Genomic DNA, 26247 nt, shown 5'->3' with positions numbered 1-26247 from the left:
TTCAGCTTGCCGCATCGCTTCACCGGGACAACGCCCACAAAGGCCATAAGGCGGCGATGGGCTGCGGCATCCAAATGCAGAGCGTTGTCGTCGTTGGCACGACTGCGAATGGCCGTAATTCGGCCCTGATGTAAGCCGTTAGGACGCGGGTTCGATTCCCGCCAGCTCCACCAGATGGGACTTGAGAGAACCGAAACGCGAGCTGAAAGAGGCTACGTCTCAGGTTCCATCTGATGGGGCTGACCTGGTTTCGACTGGCGGTAGAGATACGGGACGCGGCACGAAAGGCGACCGACGTAATCGGCGCAAAACCTACACCTGCCAATGACAGCGTGTACGACCAGGCCATTGCCGCCTGATCCGAAGTTGGGGCACTTCGTCACCGAACGCCCTCGGTCGCTGGACTCTCCGGCGACCACTTATTCACACAGGATCCGCGCGATGACCGCACTTCAAACGGGCGCCGGCATCGTCGAGCTGACGATGTCGCACCTGCTGCCCGCTAAGTTCGACGGCAAGCCGGCACGCGTGCAGATGCTGGCGATCGGGCTGCAGGAATCAGGGTTCCTGACGCGCCAGCAGAGCGGCGGCCCAGCCAGGTCGTACTGGCAGTTCGAGCAGGGCGGCGGCATTCGTGGCGTGCTGACACACCCGGCGAGCAAGGCCTACGCCCGCGCGTTCTGCGGCCTGCGCGCCATGGCGCCGGTCGAGAGCGACGTCTACGCCGCATTCCTGAGCGACGACCAGTTGGCCTGCGCCTTCGCCCGCCTGCTGCTGTGGACCGATGCGAACCCGCTGCCGCAGCTGGGCGATGCGGACGGCGCGTGGAAGTACTACCAGCGCAACTGGCGCCCGGGAAAGCCGAGGCCTGAAGCGTGGCCGGCGAACTATGCCGCGGCGCTGGACGCGGCTGGATGACGCCCATGGAAATCACACGTGCCGATGGCGACCACATGCAGTTCAAGCTCGGCCCAGTGGAACGCTGGGTGATCGCCGGGTCCGTGATGCTGCTGGTGTTCCTGCTGGGCTACGTGTTCCACAGCTTCGACAACCGCCTGGAAATCCAGGCCAACACGATGCAGACCGTCGTGACGCAGCAAGCCGTGACCAATGCGCAGCTGCAGACCCTGAGCCAGCAGCTTGCCGACGTGCCTGGCCTGACCCGCGCCATGGCCGAGGCGAAGGTGCAGATCGAGCGCAACACCTCCGACATTCGCGAACTGCAGCAGACGAGGCGCTGAGATGAAGCTGATCCCGAACGCGAGCAAGGCTCACCGGCTGTGGTCGATGCGCTTCATCATCGCCGCCGCGTTCTTCAGCTCGATCATCGCCGCCTATGCGCTGCTGCCACCGGACTGGCTGCCGGCCATCCCGCAGTGGATCAAGGGCGCACTGGCGCTGACTGATCTGGGCTGTGCTGGTGCGGCCGGTGTCGCGCGAGTGATCGACCAGCCTGCATTGCGTGAGCCGGAAAACGACGACAACGCGGAGCATGCGTGATGCTCGCCAGCATCGAAGCCAAGCTGATCGCACTGGCCGCAGTGATCCTGCTGCTGGTGGTCGGCGTGAGCTACTACGGGCACACCCGCTACCGGGCTGGCCAGACCGCTGTGCAGGCGAAGTGGGACGCGTCACAGGTCGCTCAGCAGCAGGCCGTCGCCAAAGCTCAGGCTCAGAACGACATTGCGTCCGCGGCGATGCGGGACGAATTCAACGCGCTGAGCGCGAAATACGAGGCTGCCGTCCATGCGAAAGCTCCCGCTGTTGCTGATTCCGTGGCTGCTGGTGTTGCTGGCGGCTCTCTCCGGCTGCGCAACGCCGGCATGTGCCCCGGTGCTGGTCAAGTCTCCGCCGCTACCGCCCGTTCCCGCGCCGCTGATGCAGCCGCCACCCAAGCCCTTGTCGATAGGGTTGCAGCTGCGATCCGAATTGTTCGAATCGGTGACGCCGCCGACGCCCGCGAGCTCCAGCTCCGTGCACAAGTGACTGGGCTGCAGGCGGTGCTGGCGGCCGAGCGCCGGGAGCACTGACATGTTCACCCTCGTCGCCATCATCATCGCCGCCCTGCTGCTGATCGGCGTGATCGTCTGGCTGCTGGCCGAGATCAACGCCGACCGCAAGTGGCAGGCCAGCATCAAGCCCACCGTGCCAGCGCCGCGGGAGCGGTTGCCGCCGAAGAGTGATATCTGATCATGGCTCGCCCGACCGCCTTCAAACCTGAATACGTCGCGCAGGCAAAGAAGCTCGCGACCCACGGGCTGACCGACATCGAGATGGCCGACGTGTTCGGCGTCTCCGATCGCACCCTGTACCGCTGGAAGTCCGATTACCCCGACTTCGCCAAGGCGATGAAGCTGGGCAAGAAGGGTCCGGATGACCGTGTTGCCGCCTCGCTCTTCCAGCGCGCCGTCGGCTATGAGCACGAGGTGGAGAAGATCTTCCAGCACAACGGCACCGTGGTCCGGGCCAAGACGATGGAGCACATCCCGGCATCGGTGACCGCCGCCATCTTCTGGCTGAAGAACCGCGCCGGGTGGAAGGACGTGAGCCGGCAGGAGCTGACCGGTCCGGCCGGCGCGCCGATCGAGACCGCCAATCGTTCGGTGGTGACCTCGGCCACCGACCCCATCGAGGCCGCGCGCATCTACCAGGAGATGATGAAGGCGGAGGCCTGATGCCGCTTCCGTTCGCCTTTGACTTCAAGAAGCCGGACTACGTGCCGGTGTTCGAGTGGCGCATGGAGCGCCTGCAACGGATCAGGAAGAACCCTTCCGCCATTCCGGCGATGAAGCAGTTCTACCGGGATCACCCGGCGCAATTCATCATCGACTGGGGTCTCACGTTCGACCCGCGCAACGTGGAGCGCGGCCTGCCGGCGATCATCCCGTTCGTCCTGTTCCCGAAGCAGGAGGAGTGGGTCGAGTGGTTCGTGGAGCGGTGGCGCGCGCAGGAACGCGGACTCACGGAGAAGACCCGCGACATGGGTATGTCGTGGCTCACGGTGGGCACGGCGGCTTCGATCTGCCTGCACAACGACGGCGTCGTGGCCGGGTTCGGATCGCGCAAGGAGGAGTACGTCGACAAGATCGGCTCGCCGAAGTCGCTCTTCGAGAAGGCGCGGATGTTCATGACCTACCTGCCGGAGGAGTTCCGCGGCGGGTGGGATCGGCAACGGCACGCCCCGCACATGCGGCTGGTGTTCCCGGAGAGCGGGTCGGTGATGACGGGCGAGGCCGGCGACGGCATCGGTCGCGGTGACCGCGCCAGCTTCTACATCGTGGACGAGCACGCCTTCCTGGAGCGCGCCCATCTGGTCGAGGCGGCGCTGTCGCAGACGACGAACTGCCAGCAGGACATCAGTACGCCGAACGGGCGGGCCAACGTCTTCGCGCAGAAGCGCTTCAGCGGCAGGGTCAAGGTCTTCACCTTCCACTGGCGCGACGATCCGCGCAAGGACGACGCCTGGTACGCCAAGCAGGTCGCCGATCTTGACCCGGTGACGGTGGCGCAGGAAATCGACATCAACTACTCGGCCTCGGTCGAGGGCGTGGTGATCCCATCAACCTGGGTGCAGGCCGCGATAGGCGCTCACCTGAAGCTGGGAATCACGCCCACGGGCGCCGGGTCCGGTGCGCTGGACGTGGCTGACGAGGGCGTCGACAAGAACGCCTTCGCCGGCGGACAGGGCATCCTGCTGAACGTGCTCGAGGAGTGGTCAGGCAAGGGTGATGACATCTTCGGCACCGTGGAGAAGGCCTTCGCCCTGTGCGACGCGCACGACTACGCGCGGTTCGACTACGACGCGGACGGTCTGGGCGCTGGCGTTCGGGGTGATGCACGGGTGATCAATGACCAGCGCCGGAAAGCCGGCGTGACGGAGCGCCGCGCCGAACCGTTTCGAGGGTCCGGCGAAGTCGTCGACCCGGACGGCGAGATGGTGTCGAAGCGCAAGAACAAGGATTTCTTCCAGAACTTCAAGGCGCAGTCGTGGTGGTCCCTGCGGATTCGGTTCCAGCAGACCTACCGCGCCGTCGTGGAAGGCATGGCCGTGGACCCGGACGCGATCATCTCGATTGATCCAGCCCTGCCGAACCTGGCGCGGCTCATCACCGAGCTGTCCCAGCCGACGTACAGCATCAACACCGTGGGCAAGGTCGTGATCGACAAGGCTCCGGATGGCACGCGTTCGCCGAACCTGGCGGACGCCGTGATGATCCACTACCACCCCGGCGCCCGTGCGCTGGACATCTGGGCCGCCCTGGCGGCATGAGGACACGATGAGCAAGCGCAATCGCCAACGCAACGCGGCACCTCCCGCGATGCGGACGCCGATGGCGCGCGCGTCGGCCGGCGCGAAACGCTACACCGCGGACAGCTTCCAGAACTTCGAGGCGCGTGTCGGCATTCAGACGAACAACCAGAGTTCGGGCGGCAGCTACGGTTTCGACTTCATCAGCCGCAACCGCGTTCAGATGGAGGCGATGTACCGCTCCAGCTGGATCGTCGGCGCCGTCGTGGACAGCGTCGCCGAGGACATGACGCGCGCCGGCATTGAGGTGACCTCGGACCTGAGCCCGGACGATCAACAGACCTTCGACCAGGCCATGGAGCGCCTGCAGATCTGGGACGCGCTGTGCGACACGATCAAGTGGGGCCGGCTCTACGGTGGCGCGCTGGCGGTCATGCTGATCGACGGCCAGAAGATGGACACGCCGCTGCGCACGGACTCGGTCGGCGAGGGGCAGTTCAAGGGCCTTCTGGTGCTCGATCGCTGGCTGGTGCAGCCGTCGCTGGAGAACCTGGTCACCGAACTCGGTCCGGATCTCGGCAAGCCGAAGTTCTACGACGTGGTCGCCGACTCGATGGCGCTGAAGCGTCAGCGGATCCACTACAGCCGGGTGCTGCGCATCGACGGGGTCGACCTGCCGTACTGGCAGAAGATCAGCGAAAACCTGTGGGGCCAGTCGGTCATCGAGCGTCTCTTCGACCGCCTGCTCGCGTTCGACAGCACCACGCAGGGTGCCGCCCAGCTCGTCTACAAGGCGCATCTGCGCACGCTCAAGGTCGACAAGCTGCGCGAGATCATCGGGCTGGGTGGACCGGCCTTCGAGGGTCTCATCAAGCAGATCGAGATGATCCGCCGGTACCAGAGCAACGAAGGACTCACCCTGCTGGATGCGTCCGACGAGTTCCAGGTCGACCAGTACACGTTCGCCGGCCTGGATGACGTCATGCTGCAGATGGCGCAGCAGCTGTCCGGCGCGGCGGAGATTCCGCTCACCCGATTGTTCGGTCAGTCGCCGGCCGGCCTGAACTCCACCGGCGACGGCGAGATGAAGCAGTACCACGAGAGCATCAACACGAAGCAGGAGCGCCGGCTGCGTATGCCGCTGACGCGCCTGATCGAAGTGATGGCCCGTTCCGTGCTCGGCACAGCAATGCCAAAGGGATGGGATTTCAGCTTCAACAGCCTGCAACGCATGTCCGATACCGAGAAGTCGGCGATCGCCACGGCGACCACGCAGGCGGTTCTGGAAGCATTCGATTCCGCGGTGATCGACCTGCCGACGTGCCTCAAGGAGCTGAAGCAGCTCAGCAAGATCACGGGCCTGTTCACCAACATCACCGACGAGATGATCAAGGTAGCCGAGAACGCGCCGCCGCCGGTCAGCGAGGTTGATCCTGATGCAAACCCTGCAGTTCCGGGATCGGAAGAAGAAGCGGCAGGCGCCGACAACCCGAAGGGCCGAGCTTCGCTACGCATCGCAGCTGCGTAAGGTCGCCGTCCAGGTCGGGCACCTGATCAACGGATTCCCCGCTGGCGATCCGGCAGCGGTACCGACGATCACGCAATTGCTCGGCAAGTACGCCGAAGCGCTGTCGCCCTGGGCGGAACGCGCCGCAGCACAGATGCTGGCCGAGGTCGACGCGCGCGATCGCGGCATGTGGGAGCAGCTCTCGGACGCGATGTCGCGGGAGCTGCGCAAGGAGATTCGCACCGCGCCGACCGGCGCGCGCATGCAGGAGTTGCTGCAGGAGCAGGTCACGCTGATCACGTCCCTGCCGAAGGATGCGGCGCAGCGCGTGCACGAGCTGACGCTGGCCGGCATCGAGGACAGCACCCGGGCGAAGGAGATCGCCAAGGAGATCGCGCGGTCGGGCGAGGTGTCGGTGAGACGCGCCAACCTGATCGCACGCACGGAGGTGGCGCGCACGGCGTCGACGCTCACCCAGGCGCGTGCCGAGCACGTTGGAAGTGAAGGTTACGTTTGGCGTACGTCAGGAGACGCAGACGTGCGGCACAGCCACAAGCAAATGAACGGGAAGTTCGTCCGGTGGGATTCCCCGCCGACGCTTTCCGATGGCACCACGACGCATGCCGGGCAGATCTACAACTGCCGATGCTACCCGGAGCCGGTGATTCCCGAGGATTGATGATGAAGACCACTGACTTCGACCCGTCCGGCGCGTCGCGGTACTACACCGTGTCCAAGCTGGGCCCGAAGCGATCGCTGACGCCCGAGGGATACCTGCTGTGCGAAGACGTGCCGGTGGCTCGTACCGGCGAGATGCTCTACGCCGAGGGCGAGATCGTCGGCGGTGACGGCGAGATGATCGCCGGCGACAACACCGGCATCGTGCGCGTCTCGCGCGGACCGGAGGATCTGTTCCGTCCGCAGACCATTGCCAGCTTCGAGGGCAAGCCGGTCACGCTGAGCCATCCGGACGAGTTCGTGGGCCCGGCCAATATCCGCAACTTCGCCGTCGGCACGATGTTCAACGTGCGCCGCGGCACCGGCATCGAGGACGACCTGATGCTCGCTGACCTGCTCATCACCGAGCAGGGCGCCATCAAGGCCGTGCAGGACGATGGCATCGAAGAGGTCAGCAACGGCTACGAGGCTGACTACGACCAGGCAGAACCGGGGCGCGCGGTACAGCGCAACATCGTTGGCAACCACGTAGCGCTCGTCGAGCGAGGCCGTTGTGGCCCGCGGTGCGCAATCGGAGACGAAGACATGGCAAAGAAAACGGGCAAGAGCAAGTTCGGCGACCTGCTGATGCGGGCGTTCAAGGCGAAGGACGCGGACGAGGTCGAGAAGCTGGCCAGTGAAGCCGAATCCATGGACGAGGAGTCCGAGGAAGAGAAGGCGGCGCGCGAGGCCAAGGAAAAGGAAGGCAGGACCAGCGACGCGCTGTCCAAGATCTTCGACAAGCTCACCGCGATGGACGAGGACATCCAGGAGCTGAAGAAGGCCAAGGCCGACGACAGCGACGAAGACGATGACGACGATGACAAGAAGAAGACCGACGATGCGGGCGACCTGACCCAGCCGGAAGCCGCCGGCAAGCTCGACGAGGCTGGCGTGAAGCTCTACACCGGCGACGCCGCGAAGCTGATCCCGTCGCTGGCCGAAATCCTCGCTCCGGGCACCAAGATGCCCACCTTCGACGCCAAGACCACCGACGCCCAGCGCGCGCAGGCCCTGTGCAGCTGCCAGCGCCGTGCGCTCGACACCGCGTACAAGACCGACGACGGCAAAGCGGCGATCGAGCTCTTCTTGGGCGGCCAGACTGCGGACTTCAGCAAGCTGCCGGTGCCGATGCTGCACGCCGCCTTCGTCGGTGCCGCCAACCTGATCAAGGCCCGCAACAACGACAACCACACCCGCGTATCGGTGTCGGTCAAGGACTTCGGCAAGACCACGGACGTCGCGTCGCTCAACAAAACCAACCGGGATTTCTGGGCCAAGCGCACCAGCATCCATCACTGAGGAGAAGGACACATGTCCAACGCATATCTGTACCGCATGCCGTCCGGTATCCCGGGCGATGTCAGCCGAAAACTGGACTCGACCATCGAGACCCAGTTCTTCAACGCCAGCCTCCCGTTCGCCTCCTACGGCCTCCCGGTGAAGCTGGTCAGCGGCAAGGTGGTGCCGTTCGCCGCCGCCGACGTGGCGACCAGCCTGTACGGCTTCCTGGTGCGGCCGTACCCGACCCAGAGCGCGCAGGAGCCGATCGGCACGGCCACCCCGCCGACCAGCGGCTCGGCCAACATCCTGCGCCGCGGCTGGATGACGGTGAAGTGCAACGCCGGCACGCCGGCGCAGGGCGGCACCGTGTACGTCCGCATCGACACCCCGTCCGGCGCCAAGGTGGTCGGCGGCATCGAGGCGGTCGCCGACAGCACGCACACCGTCGCGCTGACCGGCGTGTCCTTCACCAACGCCGGCGACGCCAACGGCAACGTCGAGATCGAATACAACATCTGATCCAACCCACAAATAGCCACGCAATGAGCCGCCTTCAGGGCGGCTTTTTTGTGGGCGCGATCCGGAGAACCGCACCATGAACAAACTGATCCTCCCGCGTTCCGTACGGAACGCATACACCCGTGACGCGGGTCTGATGACGTTCGATCAGGCCACCCGTGACAGCGCGGGTGCCTTCCTCGTCGGTGAGCTGGAGCGTCTGGACCAGCGCCTGCACGAGCCCCTGGCCTCGGTCACCTGGTCGCGCGACATCGACCTGCGCGAAGACGTCTCGATCGCCGACGAGGTGTCGAGCTTCACCAACTCCAGCTTCGCCGCCGCCGGCGGCGCATCGCCGAACGGAAAGAGTTGGATCGGCAAGGATGCGACCGCCATCCAGGGCATTGCGCTGGACATCGGCAAGACCGCCTATCCCCTGAGCCTGTGGGGCATGGAGCTTGGCTGGACCCTGCCGGAGCTGGCCTCGGCGCAGCAGCTCGGCCGGCCGGTCGACCAGCAGAAGTTCGCTGGCATGCAGATGAAGTACAACATGGACGTGGACGAGCAGGTCTACATCGGCGACGGCATCCTGGGCCTGTACGGCCTGCTGAACTCGCCGCTGGTGACCGCGACCAACGTCGTCAACGGTGCTTCGGCCAGCCCGCTGTGGACCAGCAAGACGCCGGACGAGATCCTCGCCGACGTCAACACCGTGCTGAATGCGGCGTGGGCGGCCTCGGGCTACGCGGTGGTGCCGGGCAAGCTGGGCCTGCCGCCGGCGAAGTACAGCTACCTGGTGAGCCAGAAGGTCAGCTCGGCCGGCAACATCAGCATCCTGCAGTTCCTCAAGGACAACTCGCTGGCCAACGCGGTCAACGGCGTCCCGCTGGACATCGTGCCGATGAAGTTCCTGACCGGCCGCGGCGCCGGCAGCACCGACCGCATGGTGGCCTACTCGCAGGATCAGAACCGGGTCCGCTTCCCGCTGGTCCCGCTGCAGCGCACGCCGGTGGAGTACCGGGGTATCAGCCAGCTGACCTATTACTATGGCCGCCTGGGCGCGGTCGAGTGGGTCTATCCGGAAACCGCACAGTACGCGGATGGGTTCTGATCATGGCGAACAAACTGGTCAACATCACCAAGGCGTTCACCCTCACTCTCGTGCGCGAGGGTGAGCAGATCCTGCTGAAGATCGAGGCGGGCGTGCAGCGCCTGGAAGCCGACATCGCCGACCACTGGTATACCAAGGCGCATTCGGCCGAGGTGCCCAAGGGCGTGAAGCAGTCCGATGCAGAGGCTGCGGCCGAGGCCAAGGCTGCGCAGGGAAAGGCCGATGCCGAAGAACTGGAGCGGATGGAGGCTGAGGAAAAGGCAGCCGCCGAAGCCGCGGCAGCCGAACAGGTAGCCGCCAAAGAAGCTGCAGCGAAAGCTGCAGCCAAGAAGTAAGGGAAGCCGATGGACGTCACGCAATTCCGCACGGATTTCCCCGAGTTCACGGATGCGACCACGTATCCCGACGGCTCGGTGACGTTCTGGTTGAACGTGGCGTCCATTTCCCTGCCGGAGGCTCGCTGGGGGGCGTGGTGGAACCTGGGGCAGGAGCTGTTCGTCGCGCACCATCTGGTACTGGCTGCTCAGGCCGTACAGGACGCGGCGATCAGTACACCGGGCGAAGTCACCGGGCCGACCACGGCGAAAGCGGTCGACAAGGTATCGGTCAGCATGGACGCCTCGGCGGTCACGCTCGAGGATGGCGGCTTCTGGAACATGACCCGTTACGGCATCCAGTTGCTGCAGTTCGCCCGCATGTGCGGTACCGGCGGCATGCAGTTCGGCGGCTGCTGAGGTGGGGGTCACCGTTACGAAGGATCGGCTGGCCGACGTGCTGAAGTCGATTCACGATCTGGTGAAGAAGGAAGTCTTGATCGGCATACCCGAGTCCAAGGATGCACGGAATCAGCGCGAGGCCGATGGGTCGCCGCTGGGTAACGCCGCGATCGGCTACATCCAGGAGACCGGTTCACCGACGAACAACCTGCCGGCGCGTCCGTTTCTGGTGCCCGGTGTCGAGGCGGCGCTGAAGCCCGCCACGGCCAAGCTGAAGGCAGGAGCCGCCAAGGCGCTGGACGGCCAGTCGGACGCGGGCGACAAGGCCATGCACGCCGCGGGGCTGATCGCCCAGAACGCGGTGCGCGCAAAGATCAACTCCGGGGTGCCGCCGGCCCTTGCAGAATCCACGCTGGCCAATCGGCGCCGGCGGGGGCGTACCGGCACGACACCACTGATCGACACCGGTCAGCTGCGCAACTCGATCACCTATGTGATCCGGGAAAAGTAAGCCCATGCCTTCGCTCAACGTCACCCGCGTCCTGTTCTCTCGCGAGTTCGTGGACCGGACGCTCGTGCGCCGGCGCCAGGCGCAGACCGTGGATGCCGGCGGCATCGCCAGCAACACGCCTACCGATACACCATTTGCTGGGGTCGTGACGAATGACGCCGGATCGATCCTCAAACGCTTCCCGGAAGCCAGCCTCGTCACCGGCTCCATGATGGTGCACTCCAGGACGCCGCTGAGCGCGGGCGCCGCCGGCAAGGATGCCGACCTCGTGCAATGGCAGGGCAACCTCTACACCGTCACCGATCTGGCCGACTGGACCACCTACGGCGCGGGCTTCACCTGCGCGCTGTGCACGCCGCTGACCCTTCAAGGGACCTGACCGATGCCGACCGATTCCTCCACTGGCGGGTATGTCTCGCCGGTGGCGCCGTCGTCGGCGCTGTTTGACGCTGCGCTGGACGCGCTGCTGCAGGGCGCTGTCGTGGGTATCACGGGGCTCGCCGGCTCGCTGGTGCGCCCGCGTTGGCAGCCGGTGGTGCCGAAACAGCCGGAGCCGAGCGTCGACTGGTGCGCGATCGGCGTCACCGAGGTCAGCCCGATGGATTACCCGGCCGAGATCCATGACGGCACCGGCAACGGCTCCGATCAGCAGCAGGCCTGGGAAGAGTTCGCTGTGCTGGCCAGCTTCTACGGGCCGGACAGCATGGCGAACGCCTCGCTGCTGCGCCGCGGCCTCTACGTCGCCCAGAACCGCGAGCTGCTGCAGGCGCAAGGCATCGACCTGGTCGAGGCCGGCAGAGTCACCACCGCGCCGGATCTGGTGAACCAGCAATGGGTGCAACGCCGCGACGTCCCGATCCGCTTCCGCCGCAAGGTGGCGACGGTCTATCCGATCCTGAACATCCTGTCTGCTGACGACACCCTCGTCACCGATACCCACTGAGGAGTCATCCCATGTCGCAAGGTCTTTCCATCGGCGATGTCGTCAACGTCAGCGTCGTCATGTCGCCCCTGGCGGCAGCGGTCCGCAACTTCGGTGCGCTTTTGATCCTCGGCTCGTCCGACGTCATCGACACCACGGAGCGCATCCGCACCTACAGCACGCTCGATGCCGTGGCTTCCGACTTCGGCAACGCCGCGCCGGAGTACCTGGCTGCCGACCTGTATTTCAGCCAGTCGCCGCAGCCCTCGACGCTCTACGTCGGCCGCTACGCGCAGACCGCCACGTCCGGCAAGCTCATCGGGCCGACGCTGAGCGCTTCTCAGCAGACGCTGACCAACTTCACCAGCGTGACCACCGGTGCCATCGACATCATGATTGATGGCGTTGCCGCTGACGAAACCGCCATCTCCTTCGCGGGTGATGCCAGCCTCAACGCCGTGGCGGCAACCCTGACGACTGCCATGGCTGGTGTCGCCACCGTGACCTGGGACGCGACGTATCAGCGCTTCACCATCACCAGCGCCACGACCGGATCCACGTCGAGCGTCGCCTTTGCCACGGCGCCGGGCGCGGGCGTCGACATCGCGCCGCTGTTCGGCTTCCAGTCCACGCAGGGCGGGCGCTTGGCGGCCGGCTCGGCGGTGGAGACGCTGCTGGAAGGCGTGCAGGCATGCGCTGACAAGTCCACCGACTGGTACGGCCTGTATTGCGCGCCGGTGACGCCGCAGGCGGATGCGGACACCCTGGCAGTCGCCGCGTATGTCGAGGCGGCCAACCCGTCGCGCATCTTCGGCGTCACCACGCAGGCTGCGGCGGTGGTCGATCCGGCGCAGTCCTCGGACATCGCCAGCCAGCTGAAGGCGCTGCTGTACAAGCGCACCTTCATCCAGTACAGCTCCAGCAGTCCGTATGCCGCCGCCAGCCTGTTCGGCCGGGCCTTCACGGTGGATTTCACCGCGCAGAACTCGACGATCACGCTGAAGTTCAAGCAGGAGCCGGGCGTCGCGGCCGAGACGCTGACCGAGTCGCAGGCCGCGGCGCTCACCGCCAAGAACTGCAACGCCTTCATTAACTACAACAACGCGACGGCGATCATTCAGCAGGGCGTGATGTGCAACGGCTACTTCTTCGACGAAGTGCACGGCCTGGACTGGCTGCAGAATCAGGCGCAGACCAACATCTTCAACGCGCTCTACACCAGCCCGACGAAGATCCCGCAGACCGACGCCGGCATCAACGTGCTGGTGACCACGATGGACTCCACCTGCGAGGCTGGGGTGAACAACGGTCTGGTCGCGCCGGGCGTCTGGACCGGTCCTGCGGTGGGTGCGCTGACCTCGGGCCAGACGCTGGCCAAGGGCTACTACAACTACGCCGCGCCGATCTCGACCCAGAGCAGCGCCGACCGCGCCGCGCGCAAGGCGCCGGTGATCCAGTGCGCCGTCAAGCTGGCCGGTGCGGTGCACTTCGCCAACGTCATTATCAACGTCAACCGCTGAGGAACGATCCATGTCCGATACCTATAGCTTCCTCAACGTCAACGCGACCATCGTCGGCCCCGGCGGCGCCTTCAACATCGGCCAGGGTGCCGGCATCGCCGAGGAAGGCATCACCATCGAGCGAAACGGCGACAAGGGCACCATGACCATCGGCGCCGACGGCACCGGCATGCATAGCCTGCACGCCGACAAGTCCGGCACGCTGACGGTGCGCCTGCTCAAGACCTCGCCGCAGAACGCCAAGCTGATGGCGATGTACGACCTGCAGACGGCGGATTCGCGCGTCTACGGGCAGAACGTCGTCACCATCACCGACACCGGCAGCAACGACAGCACCGGCTGCCGCGGCGTCGGCTTCAAGAAGGCGCCGACCCTGACCTACGCCAAGGAAGGCCAGATGATGGAGTGGACGTTCAACGCCATCGCCATCGACTCGATCCTGGGGACGTACTGATCATGGAGTTCGAGATCGCAGGGAACACCTACCGCAGCGGCAAGATGGACACCTTCAAGCAGTTCCACGTCTCGCGCCGGCTGGTGCCGATTCTGGGGAACGTGGCCGGCGCCGTCGGCGGGGAAGCCGGCTTCGAGGACCTGGTGCAGCCGCTGATGGTCGGCATCGCCGCCATGACCGATGCCGACTGCGACTTCATCCTCGAAGCCTGCCTGAGGGTCGTGCAGCGCCAGCAGGGCACCGCCTGGGCGCCGATCTACGCCGGCGCGAACCAGGCGCTGATGTTCGACGACATCGACATGAGCGTGATGCTGCAGATCGCCGGCAAGGTCATCCAGGACAGCCTCTCCGGTTTTTTTCCCGGAAAGGGCGCGGCAAAGAGTCCGCTGTCGCCGACCGGGGTGGCGTGACCTGGGCCAGCCTTCCCGACGGAGAGGACTGGCTGCTCCGGCCCGTGGTCAGGCAGCTCTGCCGCTACGAAAGCCTGAAGGATGGGACGCTCGACCTCGCTGACATCGCCCTGATGAACGAAGCGCTCGACGTGATCGAAGAAAACCGCGTGATTGCCGCAGGACTGAAACCATGAGCACTGAGGTAATCCGCGAATTTCTCGTTTCTTTGGGCTACAAGGTCGATTCCACGGGCGAGCGAAAGTTCGTCGACGGCGTCAAGGTCGCCAGTACCGAAGTGGCGAAGTTGGGTTTGGCTGCAGCCGCCGCAGCGGCCAGCGTCGCCGCGGCCGTGGTCAAGATGGCGAGCAGCCTGGAAGACCTGTATTTCATGTCGCAGCGCACGAAAGCGTCGGCGGCCAACATCCAGTCCTTCGGCTACGCCGCTAGTCAGATGGGCTCCAGCGTCGAGGGGGCGCGCGGCTCGATCGAGGGCCTGGCCAAGTTCCTGCGCGAGAACCCGGGCGGCGAAGGCTTGCTCGGCAGCATCGGCGTGCAGACCCGGGACGTGAACGGCGCGCTGCGTGACACGACCGACATCATGCAGGACATCGGCAAGCGGCTGCGCAACATGCCGCAGTACCGCGCCATCAGCTACGCCAACGTGTTCGGTATCGACTACAAGACCCTGATGGTGCTGGAGCAGGGTGTCGGCGAGTTCAGCGGGCGCTATCAGAAGCTGCTGCAGCGGTTCGGCCTGAGCGTCGATGACGCGACGAAGAAGTCGCACGAGCTGATGGTGGGCTGGCGCGACATGAAGGCGACGGCCGGCATCCTCGGCACGATCGTCGGCACCACCCTGATCGGCGCGTTCGACGAGCTGAAGCATCGGTGGGACTCGCTGGACTTCACGCAGAAAGAGAACATCAAGACGACCGGGAAATGGGCCGCCGGCATCGTCGCCGGCCTCGCCCTGGTCATGGGCGGCCCCGTGGTCTGGATCGCCGCACTGGCCGCCGGCGTCGTCGCCTTGTGGGATGACTATCAGGTCTGGAAGGAAGGCGGGAAAAGCCTGATCGACTGGAAGAACTGGAAGACCGAGATTGATCTGGCGACGGGAGGCATCACTGGCTTGATCAACACGATCAAGACGCTGGAGAGGTGGCGCGAAAAGGCCCATGACGGCCTCGGCAAGTTTGTTGCTGGTAAAGCTGCCGCCATCAATAACGGCACTGGTCCATATGATGCGCGCCAGCAGAACAGCCCGCTGCACAACTTCCTGAAGAACTTCGCCTATTACATGGGTTTTGATCCATCGACTGGCGAGAAGATTCCCGACAGGTACATGACCGACCCGGAGGCTTCGGCGGCCCCGCCGTCGGCAGGATCGACCCGAGGCATCCGCAACAACAACCCCGGCAACATCAAGTACGGCGAGTTCGCGCGCCGCCACGGCGCCACCGGACAGGATTCCGCGGGTTTCGCCATCTTCCCGAGCGCCGCGGCCGGCCTGGGCGCCATCAATGCCAACCTGAGCAGCTATGGGCGGCAGGGCATCAACACGCCATCGGCGATCGCGCACCGCTGGTCGACGACGGATCAGGACGCCTATACGCAGCGCCTGGCCGGGATGTTCGGCGGTGACGCGAACAAGTCGCTCAACCTCAACGATCCAGCCGTGCTCAACGCCCTGCGCAACGGCATCATCCTGCAGGAAAACGGCAAGAACCCGTACAGCGCGGAGATGCTCGGCGGGTCCGGCACGGCAGCTGCTCCGGGGCAGACGGCGGGCATGAACGTTGACCAGACCGTCACGATCAACATGCACGGCGTCGACAAGGCGAAGGACGCGGCAGACGCGGTGGTGTCCGGTATCAACGGCGCGAACGATCGGCTCGTGCGCAACCTGAAGGGAGCGGCATCGTGAGCATCCTGAGCGGCGCCGGCATCGCCATTGCTGGCCAGGTCGAGGACATCCTGCTCCGTCAGGGCCGCAGCATTGCTGGCATCGTTCCGCAGGTCGTGGTCGAGGAGAAGCACCGCGACGAGCTGGTCATCACGAACCACCCGGTGCAGAACGGCGCCAACATCACCGACCACGCCTACAAGCAGCCGGCGATGGTGTCGCTGCGCTATGGCTGGAGCAGCAGCGGCGCGCTGTACTCGCTGGACCTGGGCGCGCCGAGTGTCGACGACGTCTACAGCATGCTGCTGAAGCTGCAGGAAAGCCGGCAACCCTTCGACGTGGTCACCGGCAAGCGCAACTACAGCAACATGCTGATCCGCAGCATCGACCTGGTGACGGACAAGACCACCGAGAAGTCGATCATCGTCGACGTGCTGCTGCAGCAGATCATCATCGTGGAAACGCAGGCGGCCACGCTGAAGTCGCCGTCGGTGATGACCATGCCGGAGAAGACCGCGCCCGTGACCAATGCGGGCGTCAAGCAGCCCGTGAAAAGCGTCCTGTACCAGCTCTCGCAAGGCAGCCAGTCCATTCTCGGGGGTCTCTGATTCATGGCAACGACGGTGTTCGAAATCCCGCTGAACGGTCAGCCACAGCGCCTGCAGATCACCCTGGCGAACGTGGTCTACCAGCTCACCGTGCAGTGGCGTAACTCGGCCGGCTGGGTGCTGGACATCGCCACGTTGGCGGGAACGCCCATCGTGCAGGGCATTCCGCTGGTGACCGGCACCGACCTGCTGGCGCAGTACCGTTACCTCGGCATCGGCGGCGGGCTGGCGGTATCCACGGACGCCGATCCGGATGCCGTGCCCACGTACGCGAACCTCGGTACCGCGAGCCATCTCTACTTCGCGGTGAAGTCGTGACCCAGCAATACCTGCGCAAGGTCAGGCTGATCGTGGGCGGTACCACGGCGCCGGGCGTGGCCACCAACCCGGACGACGGCATCGACTTGTCGGAGCTGCACATCCGGTTCCAAGTGAGGAACACCACGGCGCAGACGCTGAAGCGAGCCGAGATCCGCATCTACAACCTGAACCAGGACACGGCGCGCAAGATCCAGAACGAGTTCACGCGGGTGGAGCTGTCGGCCGGCTACGGCGACGAGGTCGGCCTGATCTTTCAGGGGCAGATCGCGCAGATCCAGGTGGGGCGCGAGAACGCGACGGACAGCTACGTCCACATCTTCGCGCAGGACGGCGACGCGGCCTACAACTTCGCCACGACGAACCGCACCCTCGCCAAGGGCTGGACGCCCGACCAGCTGTACAGCGCGCTGCTGCAAGATCTTTCCAGCTTCGGAGTCACGGCCGGCTACAAGCCCGACTTCAGCACCGAATCGGCGTCCCGCGGCATGGCCTGCTACGGTATGACGCGCGATCACCTGCGCAACCTGGCCGAACAACAGGGGTGCGAGTGGAGCATCGAGGATGGCAAGCTCAACTTCGTCAAGCTGTCCAGCTTCCTGCCGGGCGAAGCGGTCGTGCTGAACTCGGCGTCCGGGATGATCGGCACGCCGGAGATGACGATTCAGGGCCTCGTGGTGCGGTCGCTGCTGAACTCGAACATCAAGTCCGGCGGGCAGATCAAGATCGACAACGCCAGCATCGCCAGCCTGAAGATCAACATCCCCTACGCCGGCAACGAAGTCGTGCCGGGCACGGATGCCGACGGCTACTACACCTCCCGCGTGGTGCAGCATGTCGGCGATACGCGCGGGCTGGAGTGGTACACCTCGATGATCTGCGTGGCGGTGGATGGCACCGCGCCGGCCGTCGGCCCGACGATTGTGGACGTGCCCAATGGATAGCCGCGAGCGGTACGACGACCCGGAGGTGATGCTGCGGGCCATGCTCGGCGGATTGCAGCAGGGCATCTGGACGGCGCTTCCTGGCGCGATCGTGTCGTTCGACGCGGACACCGTGACGGCCTCGGTGCAGCCCGGGGTGGCGGGCGTCATCACGGGACAGGACGGCGCGCCCGGCGCGGTGAATCTGCCGGTGCTGACGGACGTGCCCGTTGTGTTCCCGCGCGGCGGCGGCTGCACGCTGACGTTCCCGGTGGCGGCTGGCGATGAGTGCCTGATCGTGTTTGCCTGCCGCGCCATCGACGCGTGGTCGCAGTCCGGTGGCGTGCAGCCTCCATCGAACGCGCGCAAGCACGACCTGAGCGATGCCTTTGTCATCGTCGGACCGATGTCGCAGGCCAACAAGATCAGCGGGATCAGCAGCAGCACCACCCAGCTGCGCAGTGACGACGGGGCGACCTTCGTCGAACTCGACCCGGCCGGCCAGATCGTGAACGTGACGGCGCCTGGCGGCATGACGATCACCACGCCAACGCTGCACATCACCGGCGACGTGAACTGCGACAAGACGGTCACTGCGACAACGGACGTGGTCGGTGGCGGCAAGAGCCTGAAGAACCATGTCCATACTGGCGTCACGACTGGCAGCGGCACCAGCGGCCCGCCGCAGTAGTAGGATGGCGGCGCCTTGGTCGGCGGAGTGGGTCATGCGGTACGTGATGGGGTTGATCCTGATGGCGGTGACGGCGTCTGGCTTCGCGCAAGCGCAGCCGAAGGCGCCGCCGCTGGCGGAGCGATTGAAGATCTACGAGCAGTTGGCCTACATGACGCAGCGGGACTTTGCGGAGCTGACCCCGGAGGAGCAGCACGCATATACCTGCATCCAGATCGGCGAGAAGATCGACATCCAGCTGGATTACGAGAAGCACGGCTCGCACGGCATCTACAACATGGACGCGCTGCGGCATGCCGGGCCTGAGTACTGCCGCGCCTACCTGATGTCGATCCACTGAATCTGCTGCAACCCGATATTTCGAACCCCGCTCCGGCGGGGTTTTTCATTTCTGGAGCCGCCATGCGCTACCGAAAACTGGATGCCGACGGTGATTACGTCTTCGGCCACCAACAGGCTGACTTCTACCGGGATCAGCCCGAGGCCGTGGCGCAGGCCGTGCAGACGCGCCTCAGCCTCTTCACCGGCGAATGGTTCCTCGACACCACGGACGGCACGCCATGGCGCACGGACGTGCTCGGCAAGTACACCCAGAACGTCTACGACGCGACGCTCAAGTCGCGGATCCTCGACACCGATGGCGTGAAGTCCATCGACGCCTATGCCAGCACGCTCGACCGCCAGTCCCGCCGGCTGAGCGTGTCCGCGACGATTTCCACGATTTACGGCACGGCCACCGTACAGGCGACGCTCTGACATGACCATCACCACGACAGCGCCAACGATCACCGCCGCAGGCATCAGCGCCCCAGCCTATGGGGACGTGCTGGATTTCCTGCAGTCGCAGTACCGCACGATCTACGGCGCCGACATCTACCTGGGCGCCGACAGTCAGGACGGCCAGTTCCTCGCGGTCATTGCTGCGGCCATCAATGACGCCAACGCCGCCGCGATCGCGATCTACAACTCCTTCAGCCCAGCCACCGGGCAAGGCGCGGCGCTGTCCAGCAACGTCAAGATCAATGGTATTGCCCGCGAGGTGCCGACGTACTCGACGGTCGACCTCACTATCACCGGCCAGGCCTACCGCGTCATCAACAACGGTGTCGCGGTCGACGTCAATAACAACCGCTGGGCGCTGCCGGCGGTCGTCACCATTCCGTCGAGCGGCTCCATCACAGTCACGGCCATCTGCCAGCAGATCGGCGCTGTCTCGGCGCCCTCGGGCACGGTGACGGGAATCGCCACGCCGACGTTGGGCTGGCAGGCGGTGACCAATGCGACAGCCTCGGTGCCGGGCGCGCCGATCGAGTCCGACGCCTCGCTGCGCTACCGCCAGTCGATCTCCACGGCCATCCCGTCCCTCACGGTCATGGATGGCATCGTGGGCGCCGTGGCAGGCGTGGCGGGCGTCACGCGCTATGCCGCCATCGAGAACGACACCGGCTCGACCGATGCGAACGGCATCCCGGCGCATAGCATCAGCATGATCGTCGAAGGCGGCGACAGCCTGGTGGTTGCCAAGGCCATCGCCGCGAAGAAGCCACCGGGCACGCCGACGTTCGGCACGACCTCGGAAACCGTGATCGACACCTACGGCAACGTGATCCCGATCAACTTCTACCGGCCGACGGAAGTGCCGATCGGCGCTGCGATTACGATCAAGGCGCTGCCGAGCTACAACTCCGACATCGGCGTGCAGATCGTGGCGGCGGTGGCGGCCTACATCAACGCGCTCAAGATCGGCGACGACGTGATCCTGACGCGCCTCTATCTGCCGGCCAACCTGAGCGGAAGCGCGAACAGCCTGACGTTCGAGATTACCTCGCTGGCGATCGCGGCCACGCCGGCAACGCCCGCCGCGTCGGACGTGGTGATCGCCTTCAACGAAGTGGCGTCGTGCTCGACGTCCGACATCGCGCTGACGGTGACCTGATGGCTGACGTGACGGAGTACACGCAGCTCGTCACTTCCGAGCATGCCGACAAGCCGAAGTTCATGTCGATGGTATCGGCGGTCGCCGGGGCGTTCGTCGGTGCGCAGAACTTCCTCGTCAGCATGACCGCAGCGTTCGACCTGGACACGGCTGTCGGCGCGCAGCTCGATGTGCTGGGCCTGTGGATCGGCATCCCTCGGCGCATCAACGTGCCGGTCAGCAATGTCTATTTCGCCTGGGACACCGCCGGCATTGGCTGGGATCAAGGGGTGTGGTTCAGCACGGGCGACCCCAGCGACAGCATCTCCGTGCTGGACGATGACACCTATCGCCTCGTCCTGCGCGCCAAGATCGGGGCGAACAACTGGGACGGCACGATCATCACGGCAACGCCGATCCTAAATAGCGTATTCGAGGGCAGCGGAACCTACGTACAACTGAACGACAACGGAGACATGTCGTTCAACGTCTACATCAAGGGCCCTGAGCCTTCGGCGCTGAAAAAGGCGCTGATCGCCGGCGGATACATTCCGGTCAAGCCAGCAGGCGTGCGCGTGAACTACGGCGTCGGCATGGTGCTTGACGGATCGTCGGTCCTTGATGGCAGCTTCTCGTTGAGCGGCTTCAAGTCACTGCTCTGACGCGACGCATCACCACTCTCATTCGGGGCGCCTTCGGGCGCCTTTTGCGTTCCTGGAGACGACATGCCACTGCAAAACGATTTCCTGCCATTCGCCGCCGCATCCGGCGCGAACGTGATGACGCAAGCCGACTATGCCGCCGCAGCGACCACAGCCACCGGTGTCGTATCGGGCACCGCCTCGTCCGCTGCCGCCAACAAGACGTGGCGCCAGGCCAGCCTCATGGCCGCCATGCTCGCGCAGTTCATCGTGGACAAGGCTGTGCAGCCTGTCATCGATGACGGCACCACGGCGACGATCGAGGCCAACTTCATCGCCGCGATCCTGGCGGTGGCCGAGACCATGAGCATCACGATCCCTGACGTCGACGGCCTGGCTGCCGCTCTGGCAGGGAAGCTTTCCACCACCGACACGGCAGTGGCAGCGCTGAAGCTGGCCACCGCGCGCAACATCTCGCTCAACGGTGTCGTCGTCGGCGCCGTCAACTTCGACGGCTCGGGCAACGTGTCGATCACCACGACCACGACGCAGCTCGCCAAGCTCGCGGGCGCCGCGTTCACTGGTGCTGTCAGCGCGCCATCCTTCAACACGACGCCCTGATCATGGCTTATCCGACCGTCAACGACGTGCCGCTAGACCAGATATTTGAGCCTTATGTGAGCGGAGCAAAGGCGGACCTTACTGGTTACACCGTGAAAATAGCTGGAGTGGACACCGACCTGCGCGACCTGTTTGCTCCGCTATATCTTGGCTCACAAGCAGCACTTACGAACTACAAGGTCAATAACGTCGATTTGAAATTCATCTTTGCGGCTAAGGGATCGGTGCATTACAACATCCCAGCGCTTCAGGGGAATACCTATTCAGTCGCTGGAACGGCCTCGGGCGTGGGCGGGCAGCCGGGCGCAAGCGTCAATCTGACCTTGGCATTCAGTAGCGCTGGCACGTACTCGCTCACCGCTAACGTTGTGGCCAGCGGTGGCGGAAGCGGTACCATTGTTGGATTCCCTGCATCTGGCACTTGGCTGCCCTCTGGATGGACGGCATCCGACTCGCAGATCCAGTTTGCATACACCGAGACCGTCATTGAATCTGGCCCGGCGAGCAAGACGAATCCCGCAGCCACCTATCAATCGCTCAGCGCATCACGATCGTTTCTGATGAGTGCAGCTTGCGGCGCGACCAGTGCGAACGGTAACGGCTCAAGCCTCGCTATGACGTTACGCATCAAGCAGGTATCTACCGGGGCGGTCATCACGACCACTTTTACCGTCGCATGCGATGCGGCGCCGGGCGTCTGATAGCGGGCCTGATGTACTCAATCTCACGCAGCCCGCCTAGTGCGGGCTTTTTATTGCCCAAGAGAAGACCATGCCTAATCTGACTCCCGTTTCCAGCTTCGATGATGTGCCTGAGCTTGAGACCTCGACACTTGCGCTCGGCGGGCCTGGCGGCCCGATGAATCTTCCGGCGCAGGCGCTGCTCAATCGCACGCAGTGGCTGAAGGACAACGCCGCCGCCAGCACGGCTGGCCCGTATGCTGCAGGCTCGGGTACCGCCAATGCCATCACCGCTGCCTTCACGCCGCCGATCACCTCGATGGCCGACGGCCTGAAACTTCGGATCCTCGCCGCAGCAACCAACACCGGAGCTGCCACCTTCGCGCCGGACGCATTGACGGCTCAACCTATCGTCGGCGGTGCGTATGCGGCGCTGCAGGGTGGCGAAATCCTCGCGAACGGCGAAGTCGAGCTGACGTGGAACGCGACCCTTGGCGCCTGGGTGATCACCGCTCAGGCCGGCGGGTCGCCGCAGGTCCCGGATGCTGCGAAAAGCAAGCAGGCGGCAAGCAAGGGGCAGGTTGATCAGGTTAGCGCCAACCTCGCCAGCTCTGCGGCAGGAAAGGGCTCGGAACTCGTCGCTTATGACGCCACGAGGAACGTCAAGCAGAAATTCGACGGTCTCGATGCAGAGGCGCATACGTGGAATAACCCGACGACGAGGAACTTGTTTGGCGATGTGACGCAGAATTTTGTAAGCATCGCCCAAAAAGACGATATGGGCAGCCCTTTCATCTACACGCGGAAAACGGTCACCCCCACTACATCGCAATATGCAGGAGCTCATTACGACTACATCAAGCGGGTGGGCGGTGCCGCGTGGGCATGCAATCAGGCGACCTATTGGGTCACGGCCAACATGACTACTGGGTTTGACGTATGCAGCGTCAATACTGCAACCGCACAGCAGATCAATGGTGGCACTCTGCTGGCCCAGTGGAACCTTGCCATGTCTCCATGCATCGCAGATCCCGGGGCCTCATTCGCTGGGAAGGTATACGTCGCTGAGTTCAACCATGGCAACAGGTGGGCGGAGTTCGGGCTGTCCCGCAATATCAACTCGGGGTCGTGGGTCGGCGGACTGCTCATCGTCCCCGATGTACTGCTTGGTCCGGACGGCTATACCTCTGCCGATGGTAACTTCAACTCCACATTTGGACTTATTTTCGGGCCATCCGGTTCCGCCAAGAGAACGTGGACACTCATTCACGCAGACGATGGAGCCGTTCCGGCTGGTGGCCTGCATATGTGCATGCGTGGCGGCACGGTTGGGGCCGGCCTGCGACCGCAGGCTCTACTCGAAGCGCGCGACGAGTGGGTAAACATCATCGACCTGTCACCGGCCACCGACATTACGGGCAAGGCCATTTTACTTGCCGCGAATCACACCATTGCGATCGGCGACTGGCAGGTTGGCTATGGCTCAGCCATTCCTACGACCGGAGCTTGGTACAAGGGGTCTGTCGTCTACAACACCAATGCGGGCGCCGCAGGCAATCCCATCGGGTGGGTGAACGTCGGCCAAGGCACGCCGGGGGTATGGCGCGAACTCGGGTGGCACATGTCCACCGGCTCCAAGACCTATGATCCGCCGAGCATAGCGTCTATGGGCACGACCACGACCACCGTGACGTGCACTGGCGCAGCGATGGGCCAGATTGCCTCAGCGGGCTTTAGCCTGTCTCTCGCCGGCTTGATGATGAGCGCATACGTAAGCGCAGCAGATACGGTCACCGTGGTTCTGTTCAACCCCACGGGCGCAACTGTAGACATTGCTTCAGGAACGCTGAAGGTCAGGGCTGCGGCTGTCTGATAAGGGCTTGGCGTGGCTGGCTTGAGGTCACGACACTTCTGGCCAGCCGGATGAATGGCCGCTCGACCAGCACGAAGGACAGGAACGCAGCGGCGAGCGTGAATGGCACGCTTACGAAAAGGCTGATCAGATTGTCCAAGTGAGGGAAGGTCCGCGCGACGGTCTGTTGAATCACGAAGCCCCACAGGTATACGCCATAGCTCAAGTCGTGGGACGGCCGGAGCTTATGCAGGCGCGAGGTAGCGGACATCCACAAGGCGCCATAGACGATAGCCAGATACAGAAGTGGTGCGCCGAAAGCGGTCTTGTGCGCCGCCAGATAAGCCAGCACCAGCAGCAATGCCACCGGCCACGATACCGTCACATGCCGGCGCATGGCATACAGACCCATGCCAAAAGCGAAGAACGGGACGGGGTAGAAGGTGTAGGCGTTCGCGTTCTTTTGCAGCCCATCCAGGAGCGCGGAATGCACGTTGTAGTGGAGCATCCACCACACCAGGATCAACACGCCGACGCTCGCCAGCAGGTACAGCAGGCGATGCCGGAAGGCGCCAAGCAGGCCAGCCACGGCCACGAGCGCGTAACACTTCATCTCGATGGATAGTGTCCACAATGAGGGGTTCACCGCGTCCTTGATCGCTACATCCTGAAAGATCACGGGGAGGTAGCGAATTGTTCCGCGAAACATCTCTGCATTGACGGAGAAGTAACGCCAAACCAGCGGATCGTGGAACGCGTCACTGAAACTGACGCCGCGAAGGATGGGGTAGAGAAGGTAGGCGACGAGGGCAACGCACACGAACATGGCGGGATAGATACGGCTCACCCGCAACATGATGAACTTCCACAACGAACGCTGCCGGTCATAGCTTGCCGATACCAGTATGCCGCTGATCAGGAAGAACGTGTAGACCGCGATGCTTCCGCTGTACTCGATGCCAGTAAACGCCAGAATCGGCTCATGGCGTCCTGCCGCGGGCTGAATCCAGAACGAGTGTCCGAACATGACCAGCAGGGCGGCAATCAGACGCAACAAGTCGAAGTTGTTGTCGCGCGAGCCGATTACCTCCGAAAGAGGGTAGCGCTTCCAATGCATGACGGAATCCGGCGGGATGGGTGAGCTTACTTAGTCAACAGACCTACACGAAAACGGGAGCTGGCCTACATCACAGTATCGGTGACTTCAGGACAATGGTCACGCCCCGGCCGTCAGGCCTCATCCGGCGATAGTCAGCAAAGGCGACGTGCGTTCAGGCGCGGGCCGGTGGCCGGGGCGCTTTCGACGAATGTTGCAAGCCAGCAGAACACGCGTGTATCATTCGCGATCCTGAGCGGGTAGGAGCGGTATGCGAAGAGGCTCTGTTAGATAGAGCACGGAGCCTGCCCCCGCTACCAGATCTTTCTTGATGCAAGAAAGCCTCCTCGTGAGGCTTTTTTGTTGGGCGCATGGAGGCGTTGCGCCGGGCTGCCGTTGGCGGCCGCTGGCGCCGGAAAGAGCTGCTCGCAGAGGAGGAACATCGGCATGATAGGGAAATGGGCCGTTGGAGCCCATTTTTTGTTTCTGCTGTTCGGAAAGAGTGATCTGGGAAGGCTACCCATGGATACACAGGCACTGGCACAACGCTTCAGCGAGGTACTGGCCGATCTGGGCCTGGAATGCCTCGGCGTGGAGTTCACCCCGTCGCACGGGCAGAGTACCCTGCGCGTCTACCTGGATTTGCTGGACAGGGAAACGGGCGACGGCGAACGTCGCGAGGTCGGCATCGAGGATTGCGAAGCCGCCAGCCGCGAACTGTCCGCTTTGCTGGACGTGGAGGATCCGATCCCCGGCCATTACGTGCTGGAAGTTTCCTCGCCGGGGCTGGATCGACCGCTGTTCACCGCCGCACAGTTTGCGCGGGCCAGCGGGCAGGAAGTGAAATTGCTGCTGAAGGCGCCGCTGGAAGGCCGCCGTCGCCTGCGCGGCAAGCTGGTTTCGGTGGAAGGCGATCACATCGTGCTGGAAGCCGAAGGCAAGACGTTCGAATTCGATCACGCGCTGGTGGAAAGTGCGCGTGTGGTGCCGGATTGGGTGGCGCTCGGTTACGCGCCGCAGCCCAAGCGCGGCGGCAAGACGCCCGGCAAGAAGTAATCAGTGCGGCCATTCATGGCCGCGTTCCAATGTTTTGTGTTCCGGGACGGACGCAATAATTC

General features: G+C 64.3%; 35 protein-coding genes. 34 read left to right on the top strand and 1 reads right to left on the bottom strand.

Features of this window, described 5'->3' with window-relative positions; translation table 11 throughout:
• Window positions 1-441 precede the first annotated feature (441 nt).
• The 33 genes from KK131_RS01540 to KK131_RS01380 all read left to right on the top strand — a co-directional run bounded on the left by KK131_RS01540 (window position 442) and on the right by KK131_RS01380 (window position 24054).
• The gene (locus KK131_RS01540; protein ID WP_250887149.1) at window positions 442-918 is read left to right on the top strand and encodes a hypothetical protein; all 477 of its coding nucleotides are present in this window, start codon (window positions 442-444) and stop codon (window positions 916-918) included.
• A 5-nt stretch (window positions 919-923) separates the two neighbouring features.
• The gene (locus tag KK131_RS01535) at window positions 924-1241 is read left to right on the top strand and encodes a hypothetical protein (RefSeq protein ID WP_214554781.1); all 318 of its coding nucleotides are present in this window, start codon (window positions 924-926) and stop codon (window positions 1239-1241) included.
• A gap of 1 nt (window position 1242) precedes the next feature.
• Window positions 1243-1500 (top strand): hypothetical protein, encoded by a 258-nt coding sequence (locus KK131_RS01530; protein WP_214554779.1) that lies wholly within the window; start codon window positions 1243-1245, stop codon window positions 1498-1500.
• The gene (locus KK131_RS01525) at window positions 1500-2030 is read left to right on the top strand and encodes a hypothetical protein (protein ID WP_214554778.1); all 531 of its coding nucleotides are present in this window, start codon (window positions 1500-1502) and stop codon (window positions 2028-2030) included. The genes KK131_RS01530 and KK131_RS01525 overlap by 1 nt, the downstream gene beginning before the upstream one ends.
• Before the next feature lies 1 nt (window position 2031).
• Window positions 2032-2190, top strand: coding sequence for a hypothetical protein (locus KK131_RS01520; protein WP_214554777.1), 159 nt, complete (start codon window positions 2032-2034; stop codon window positions 2188-2190).
• Between the two features lie 2 nt (window positions 2191-2192).
• Window positions 2193-2675 (top strand): terminase, encoded by a 483-nt coding sequence (locus KK131_RS01515; RefSeq protein ID WP_214554776.1) that lies wholly within the window; start codon window positions 2193-2195, stop codon window positions 2673-2675.
• Between the two features lie 41 nt (window positions 2676-2716).
• The gene (locus tag KK131_RS01510; RefSeq protein ID WP_345777230.1) at window positions 2717-4270 is read left to right on the top strand and encodes a TerL protein; all 1554 of its coding nucleotides are present in this window, start codon (window positions 2717-2719) and stop codon (window positions 4268-4270) included.
• A gap of 7 nt (window positions 4271-4277) precedes the next feature.
• Entirely contained in the window at window positions 4278-5777 is a 1500-nt protein-coding gene (locus tag KK131_RS01505) for a DUF1073 domain-containing protein (RefSeq protein WP_214554775.1), read from the top strand.
• Entirely contained in the window at window positions 5686-6435 is a 750-nt protein-coding gene (locus tag KK131_RS01500; RefSeq protein WP_214554774.1) for a phage minor head protein, read from the top strand. The genes KK131_RS01505 and KK131_RS01500 overlap by 92 nt, the downstream gene beginning before the upstream one ends.
• Window positions 6336-7775, top strand: coding sequence for a DUF2213 domain-containing protein (locus tag KK131_RS01495; RefSeq protein WP_345777231.1), 1440 nt, complete (start codon window positions 6336-6338; stop codon window positions 7773-7775). Before KK131_RS01500 ends, KK131_RS01495 begins: the two co-directional genes overlap by 100 nt.
• Window positions 7776-7787: 12 nt before the next feature.
• Entirely contained in the window at window positions 7788-8276 is a 489-nt protein-coding gene (locus tag KK131_RS01490) for a hypothetical protein (protein WP_214554773.1), read from the top strand.
• Window positions 8277-8352: 76 nt separating this feature from the next.
• Window positions 8353-9366, top strand: coding sequence for a DUF2184 domain-containing protein (locus tag KK131_RS01485; protein ID WP_214554772.1), 1014 nt, complete (start codon window positions 8353-8355; stop codon window positions 9364-9366).
• 2 nt (window positions 9367-9368) lie between these two features.
• Window positions 9369-9701: a hypothetical protein gene (locus KK131_RS01480; RefSeq protein ID WP_214554770.1), complete on the top strand. Its 333-nt coding sequence runs from the start codon at window positions 9369-9371 to the stop codon at window positions 9699-9701.
• Window positions 9702-9710: 9 nt separating this feature from the next.
• Window positions 9711-10100: a DUF4054 domain-containing protein gene (locus KK131_RS01475; protein WP_214554769.1), complete on the top strand. Its 390-nt coding sequence runs from the start codon at window positions 9711-9713 to the stop codon at window positions 10098-10100.
• A gap of 37 nt (window positions 10101-10137) precedes the next feature.
• Window positions 10138-10593 (top strand): hypothetical protein, encoded by a 456-nt coding sequence (locus KK131_RS01470; protein ID WP_214554768.1) that lies wholly within the window; start codon window positions 10138-10140, stop codon window positions 10591-10593.
• A 4-nt stretch (window positions 10594-10597) separates the two neighbouring features.
• A complete protein-coding gene (locus KK131_RS01465; RefSeq protein WP_214554767.1) occupies window positions 10598-10972 on the top strand; it encodes a hypothetical protein in 375 nt (124 codons plus the stop codon).
• Between the two features lie 3 nt (window positions 10973-10975).
• A complete protein-coding gene (locus KK131_RS01460) occupies window positions 10976-11536 on the top strand; it encodes a hypothetical protein (protein ID WP_214554766.1) in 561 nt (186 codons plus the stop codon).
• Between the two features lie 11 nt (window positions 11537-11547).
• The gene (locus KK131_RS01455) at window positions 11548-13035 is read left to right on the top strand and encodes a DUF3383 domain-containing protein (protein WP_214554765.1); all 1488 of its coding nucleotides are present in this window, start codon (window positions 11548-11550) and stop codon (window positions 13033-13035) included.
• A gap of 10 nt (window positions 13036-13045) precedes the next feature.
• Window positions 13046-13489 (top strand): phage protein, encoded by a 444-nt coding sequence (locus KK131_RS01450; protein WP_214554764.1) that lies wholly within the window; start codon window positions 13046-13048, stop codon window positions 13487-13489.
• 2 nt (window positions 13490-13491) lie between these two features.
• Complete coding sequence (locus KK131_RS01445) at window positions 13492-13899, top strand: phage tail assembly chaperone (protein WP_214554763.1); 408 nt, start codon at window positions 13492-13494, stop codon at window positions 13897-13899.
• Window positions 13896-14075: a hypothetical protein gene (locus tag KK131_RS01440; RefSeq protein WP_214556718.1), complete on the top strand. Its 180-nt coding sequence runs from the start codon at window positions 13896-13898 to the stop codon at window positions 14073-14075. The genes KK131_RS01445 and KK131_RS01440 overlap by 4 nt, the downstream gene beginning before the upstream one ends.
• Window positions 14072-15805, top strand: coding sequence for a hypothetical protein (locus KK131_RS01435; protein WP_214554762.1), 1734 nt, complete (start codon window positions 14072-14074; stop codon window positions 15803-15805). Before KK131_RS01440 ends, KK131_RS01435 begins: the two co-directional genes overlap by 4 nt.
• Window positions 15802-16392, top strand: coding sequence for a phage baseplate protein (locus KK131_RS01430; RefSeq protein ID WP_214554760.1), 591 nt, complete (start codon window positions 15802-15804; stop codon window positions 16390-16392). Before KK131_RS01435 ends, KK131_RS01430 begins: the two co-directional genes overlap by 4 nt.
• 3 nt (window positions 16393-16395) lie before the next feature.
• The gene (locus KK131_RS01425) at window positions 16396-16710 is read left to right on the top strand and encodes a hypothetical protein (RefSeq protein ID WP_214554758.1); all 315 of its coding nucleotides are present in this window, start codon (window positions 16396-16398) and stop codon (window positions 16708-16710) included.
• Window positions 16707-17654 (top strand): hypothetical protein, encoded by a 948-nt coding sequence (locus tag KK131_RS01420; protein WP_214554756.1) that lies wholly within the window; start codon window positions 16707-16709, stop codon window positions 17652-17654. The genes KK131_RS01425 and KK131_RS01420 overlap by 4 nt, the downstream gene beginning before the upstream one ends.
• Window positions 17647-18324, top strand: coding sequence for a Gp138 family membrane-puncturing spike protein (locus KK131_RS01415; protein WP_214554754.1), 678 nt, complete (start codon window positions 17647-17649; stop codon window positions 18322-18324). The genes KK131_RS01420 and KK131_RS01415 overlap by 8 nt, the downstream gene beginning before the upstream one ends.
• Before the next feature lie 34 nt (window positions 18325-18358).
• Window positions 18359-18664: a hypothetical protein gene (locus tag KK131_RS01410; RefSeq protein WP_214554752.1), complete on the top strand. Its 306-nt coding sequence runs from the start codon at window positions 18359-18361 to the stop codon at window positions 18662-18664.
• Between the two features lie 62 nt (window positions 18665-18726).
• Entirely contained in the window at window positions 18727-19080 is a 354-nt protein-coding gene (locus tag KK131_RS01405) for a hypothetical protein (RefSeq protein WP_214554750.1), read from the top strand.
• Between the two features lies 1 nt (window position 19081).
• Entirely contained in the window at window positions 19082-20260 is a 1179-nt protein-coding gene (locus KK131_RS01400) for a baseplate J/gp47 family protein (protein ID WP_214554748.1), read from the top strand.
• Entirely contained in the window at window positions 20260-20901 is a 642-nt protein-coding gene (locus KK131_RS01395; RefSeq protein WP_214554747.1) for a DUF2612 domain-containing protein, read from the top strand. Before KK131_RS01400 ends, KK131_RS01395 begins: the two co-directional genes overlap by 1 nt.
• 63 nt (window positions 20902-20964) lie before the next feature.
• Window positions 20965-21501: a hypothetical protein gene (locus tag KK131_RS01390; RefSeq protein ID WP_214554746.1), complete on the top strand. Its 537-nt coding sequence runs from the start codon at window positions 20965-20967 to the stop codon at window positions 21499-21501.
• Between the two features lie 2 nt (window positions 21502-21503).
• The gene (locus KK131_RS01385) at window positions 21504-22202 is read left to right on the top strand and encodes a hypothetical protein (protein WP_214554745.1); all 699 of its coding nucleotides are present in this window, start codon (window positions 21504-21506) and stop codon (window positions 22200-22202) included.
• 70 nt (window positions 22203-22272) lie between these two features.
• Window positions 22273-24054 (top strand): hypothetical protein, encoded by a 1782-nt coding sequence (locus KK131_RS01380; RefSeq protein ID WP_214554744.1) that lies wholly within the window; start codon window positions 22273-22275, stop codon window positions 24052-24054.
• Here the strand turns inward: KK131_RS01380 and KK131_RS01375 are convergent.
• The gene (locus tag KK131_RS01375) at window positions 24035-25150 is read right to left on the bottom strand and encodes an acyltransferase (protein WP_214554742.1); all 1116 of its coding nucleotides are present in this window, start codon (window positions 25148-25150) and stop codon (window positions 24035-24037) included. The two genes, KK131_RS01380 and KK131_RS01375, sit on opposite strands and share 20 nt — an antisense overlap.
• Window positions 25151-25651: 501 nt before the next feature.
• Here KK131_RS01375 and rimP point away from each other — a divergent pair.
• Window positions 25652-26185, top strand: a complete 534-nt coding sequence (rimP, locus tag KK131_RS01370) for a ribosome maturation factor RimP (protein WP_214554740.1) — start codon at window positions 25652-25654, stop codon at window positions 26183-26185.
• Window positions 26186-26247 lie beyond the last annotated feature (62 nt).

The sequence above is a fragment of the Rhodanobacter sp. LX-99 genome (assembly GCF_018599185.1).
Taxonomy (GTDB): Bacteria; Pseudomonadota; Gammaproteobacteria; order Xanthomonadales; family Rhodanobacteraceae; genus Rhodanobacter.
This window is presented reverse-complemented; position numbering and strand designations above follow the sequence as displayed.

Excerpts from the sequence above, each read along its gene's own strand:
- KK131_RS01540 (WP_250887149.1), top strand. The coding sequence starts at position 442 with ATGACCGCACTTCAAACGGGCGCCGGCATCGTCGAGCTGACGATGTCG.
- KK131_RS01535 (WP_214554781.1), top strand. The coding sequence starts at position 924 with ATGGAAATCACACGTGCCGATGGCGACCACATGCAGTTCAAGCTCGGC.
- KK131_RS01530 (WP_214554779.1), top strand. The coding sequence starts at position 1,243 with ATGAAGCTGATCCCGAACGCGAGCAAGGCTCACCGGCTGTGGTCGATG.
- KK131_RS01525 (WP_214554778.1), top strand. The coding sequence starts at position 1,500 with ATGCTCGCCAGCATCGAAGCCAAGCTGATCGCACTGGCCGCAGTGATC.
- KK131_RS01520 (WP_214554777.1), top strand. The coding sequence starts at position 2,032 with ATGTTCACCCTCGTCGCCATCATCATCGCCGCCCTGCTGCTGATCGGC.
- KK131_RS01515 (WP_214554776.1), top strand. The coding sequence starts at position 2,193 with ATGGCTCGCCCGACCGCCTTCAAACCTGAATACGTCGCGCAGGCAAAG.
- KK131_RS01505 (WP_214554775.1), top strand. The coding sequence starts at position 4,278 with ATGAGCAAGCGCAATCGCCAACGCAACGCGGCACCTCCCGCGATGCGG.
- KK131_RS01500 (WP_214554774.1), top strand. The coding sequence starts at position 5,686 with ATGCAAACCCTGCAGTTCCGGGATCGGAAGAAGAAGCGGCAGGCGCCG.
- KK131_RS01490 (WP_214554773.1), top strand. The coding sequence starts at position 7,788 with ATGTCCAACGCATATCTGTACCGCATGCCGTCCGGTATCCCGGGCGAT.
- KK131_RS01485 (WP_214554772.1), top strand. The coding sequence starts at position 8,353 with ATGAACAAACTGATCCTCCCGCGTTCCGTACGGAACGCATACACCCGT.
- KK131_RS01480 (WP_214554770.1), top strand. The coding sequence starts at position 9,369 with ATGGCGAACAAACTGGTCAACATCACCAAGGCGTTCACCCTCACTCTC.
- KK131_RS01475 (WP_214554769.1), top strand. The coding sequence starts at position 9,711 with ATGGACGTCACGCAATTCCGCACGGATTTCCCCGAGTTCACGGATGCG.
- KK131_RS01465 (WP_214554767.1), top strand. The coding sequence starts at position 10,598 with ATGCCTTCGCTCAACGTCACCCGCGTCCTGTTCTCTCGCGAGTTCGTG.
- KK131_RS01460 (WP_214554766.1), top strand. The coding sequence starts at position 10,976 with ATGCCGACCGATTCCTCCACTGGCGGGTATGTCTCGCCGGTGGCGCCG.
- KK131_RS01455 (WP_214554765.1), top strand. The coding sequence starts at position 11,548 with ATGTCGCAAGGTCTTTCCATCGGCGATGTCGTCAACGTCAGCGTCGTC.
- KK131_RS01450 (WP_214554764.1), top strand. The coding sequence starts at position 13,046 with ATGTCCGATACCTATAGCTTCCTCAACGTCAACGCGACCATCGTCGGC.
- KK131_RS01445 (WP_214554763.1), top strand. The coding sequence starts at position 13,492 with ATGGAGTTCGAGATCGCAGGGAACACCTACCGCAGCGGCAAGATGGAC.
- KK131_RS01435 (WP_214554762.1), top strand. The coding sequence starts at position 14,072 with ATGAGCACTGAGGTAATCCGCGAATTTCTCGTTTCTTTGGGCTACAAG.
- KK131_RS01425 (WP_214554758.1), top strand. The coding sequence starts at position 16,396 with ATGGCAACGACGGTGTTCGAAATCCCGCTGAACGGTCAGCCACAGCGC.
- KK131_RS01415 (WP_214554754.1), top strand. The coding sequence starts at position 17,647 with ATGGATAGCCGCGAGCGGTACGACGACCCGGAGGTGATGCTGCGGGCC.
- KK131_RS01410 (WP_214554752.1), top strand. The coding sequence starts at position 18,359 with ATGCGGTACGTGATGGGGTTGATCCTGATGGCGGTGACGGCGTCTGGC.
- KK131_RS01405 (WP_214554750.1), top strand. The coding sequence starts at position 18,727 with ATGCGCTACCGAAAACTGGATGCCGACGGTGATTACGTCTTCGGCCAC.
- KK131_RS01400 (WP_214554748.1), top strand. The coding sequence starts at position 19,082 with ATGACCATCACCACGACAGCGCCAACGATCACCGCCGCAGGCATCAGC.
- KK131_RS01395 (WP_214554747.1), top strand. The coding sequence starts at position 20,260 with ATGGCTGACGTGACGGAGTACACGCAGCTCGTCACTTCCGAGCATGCC.
- KK131_RS01390 (WP_214554746.1), top strand. The coding sequence starts at position 20,965 with ATGCCACTGCAAAACGATTTCCTGCCATTCGCCGCCGCATCCGGCGCG.
- KK131_RS01385 (WP_214554745.1), top strand. The coding sequence starts at position 21,504 with ATGGCTTATCCGACCGTCAACGACGTGCCGCTAGACCAGATATTTGAG.
- KK131_RS01380 (WP_214554744.1), top strand. The coding sequence starts at position 22,273 with ATGCCTAATCTGACTCCCGTTTCCAGCTTCGATGATGTGCCTGAGCTT.
- KK131_RS01375 (WP_214554742.1), bottom strand. The coding sequence starts at position 25,150 with ATGCATTGGAAGCGCTACCCTCTTTCGGAGGTAATCGGCTCGCGCGAC.
- rimP (WP_214554740.1), top strand. The coding sequence starts at position 25,652 with ATGGATACACAGGCACTGGCACAACGCTTCAGCGAGGTACTGGCCGAT.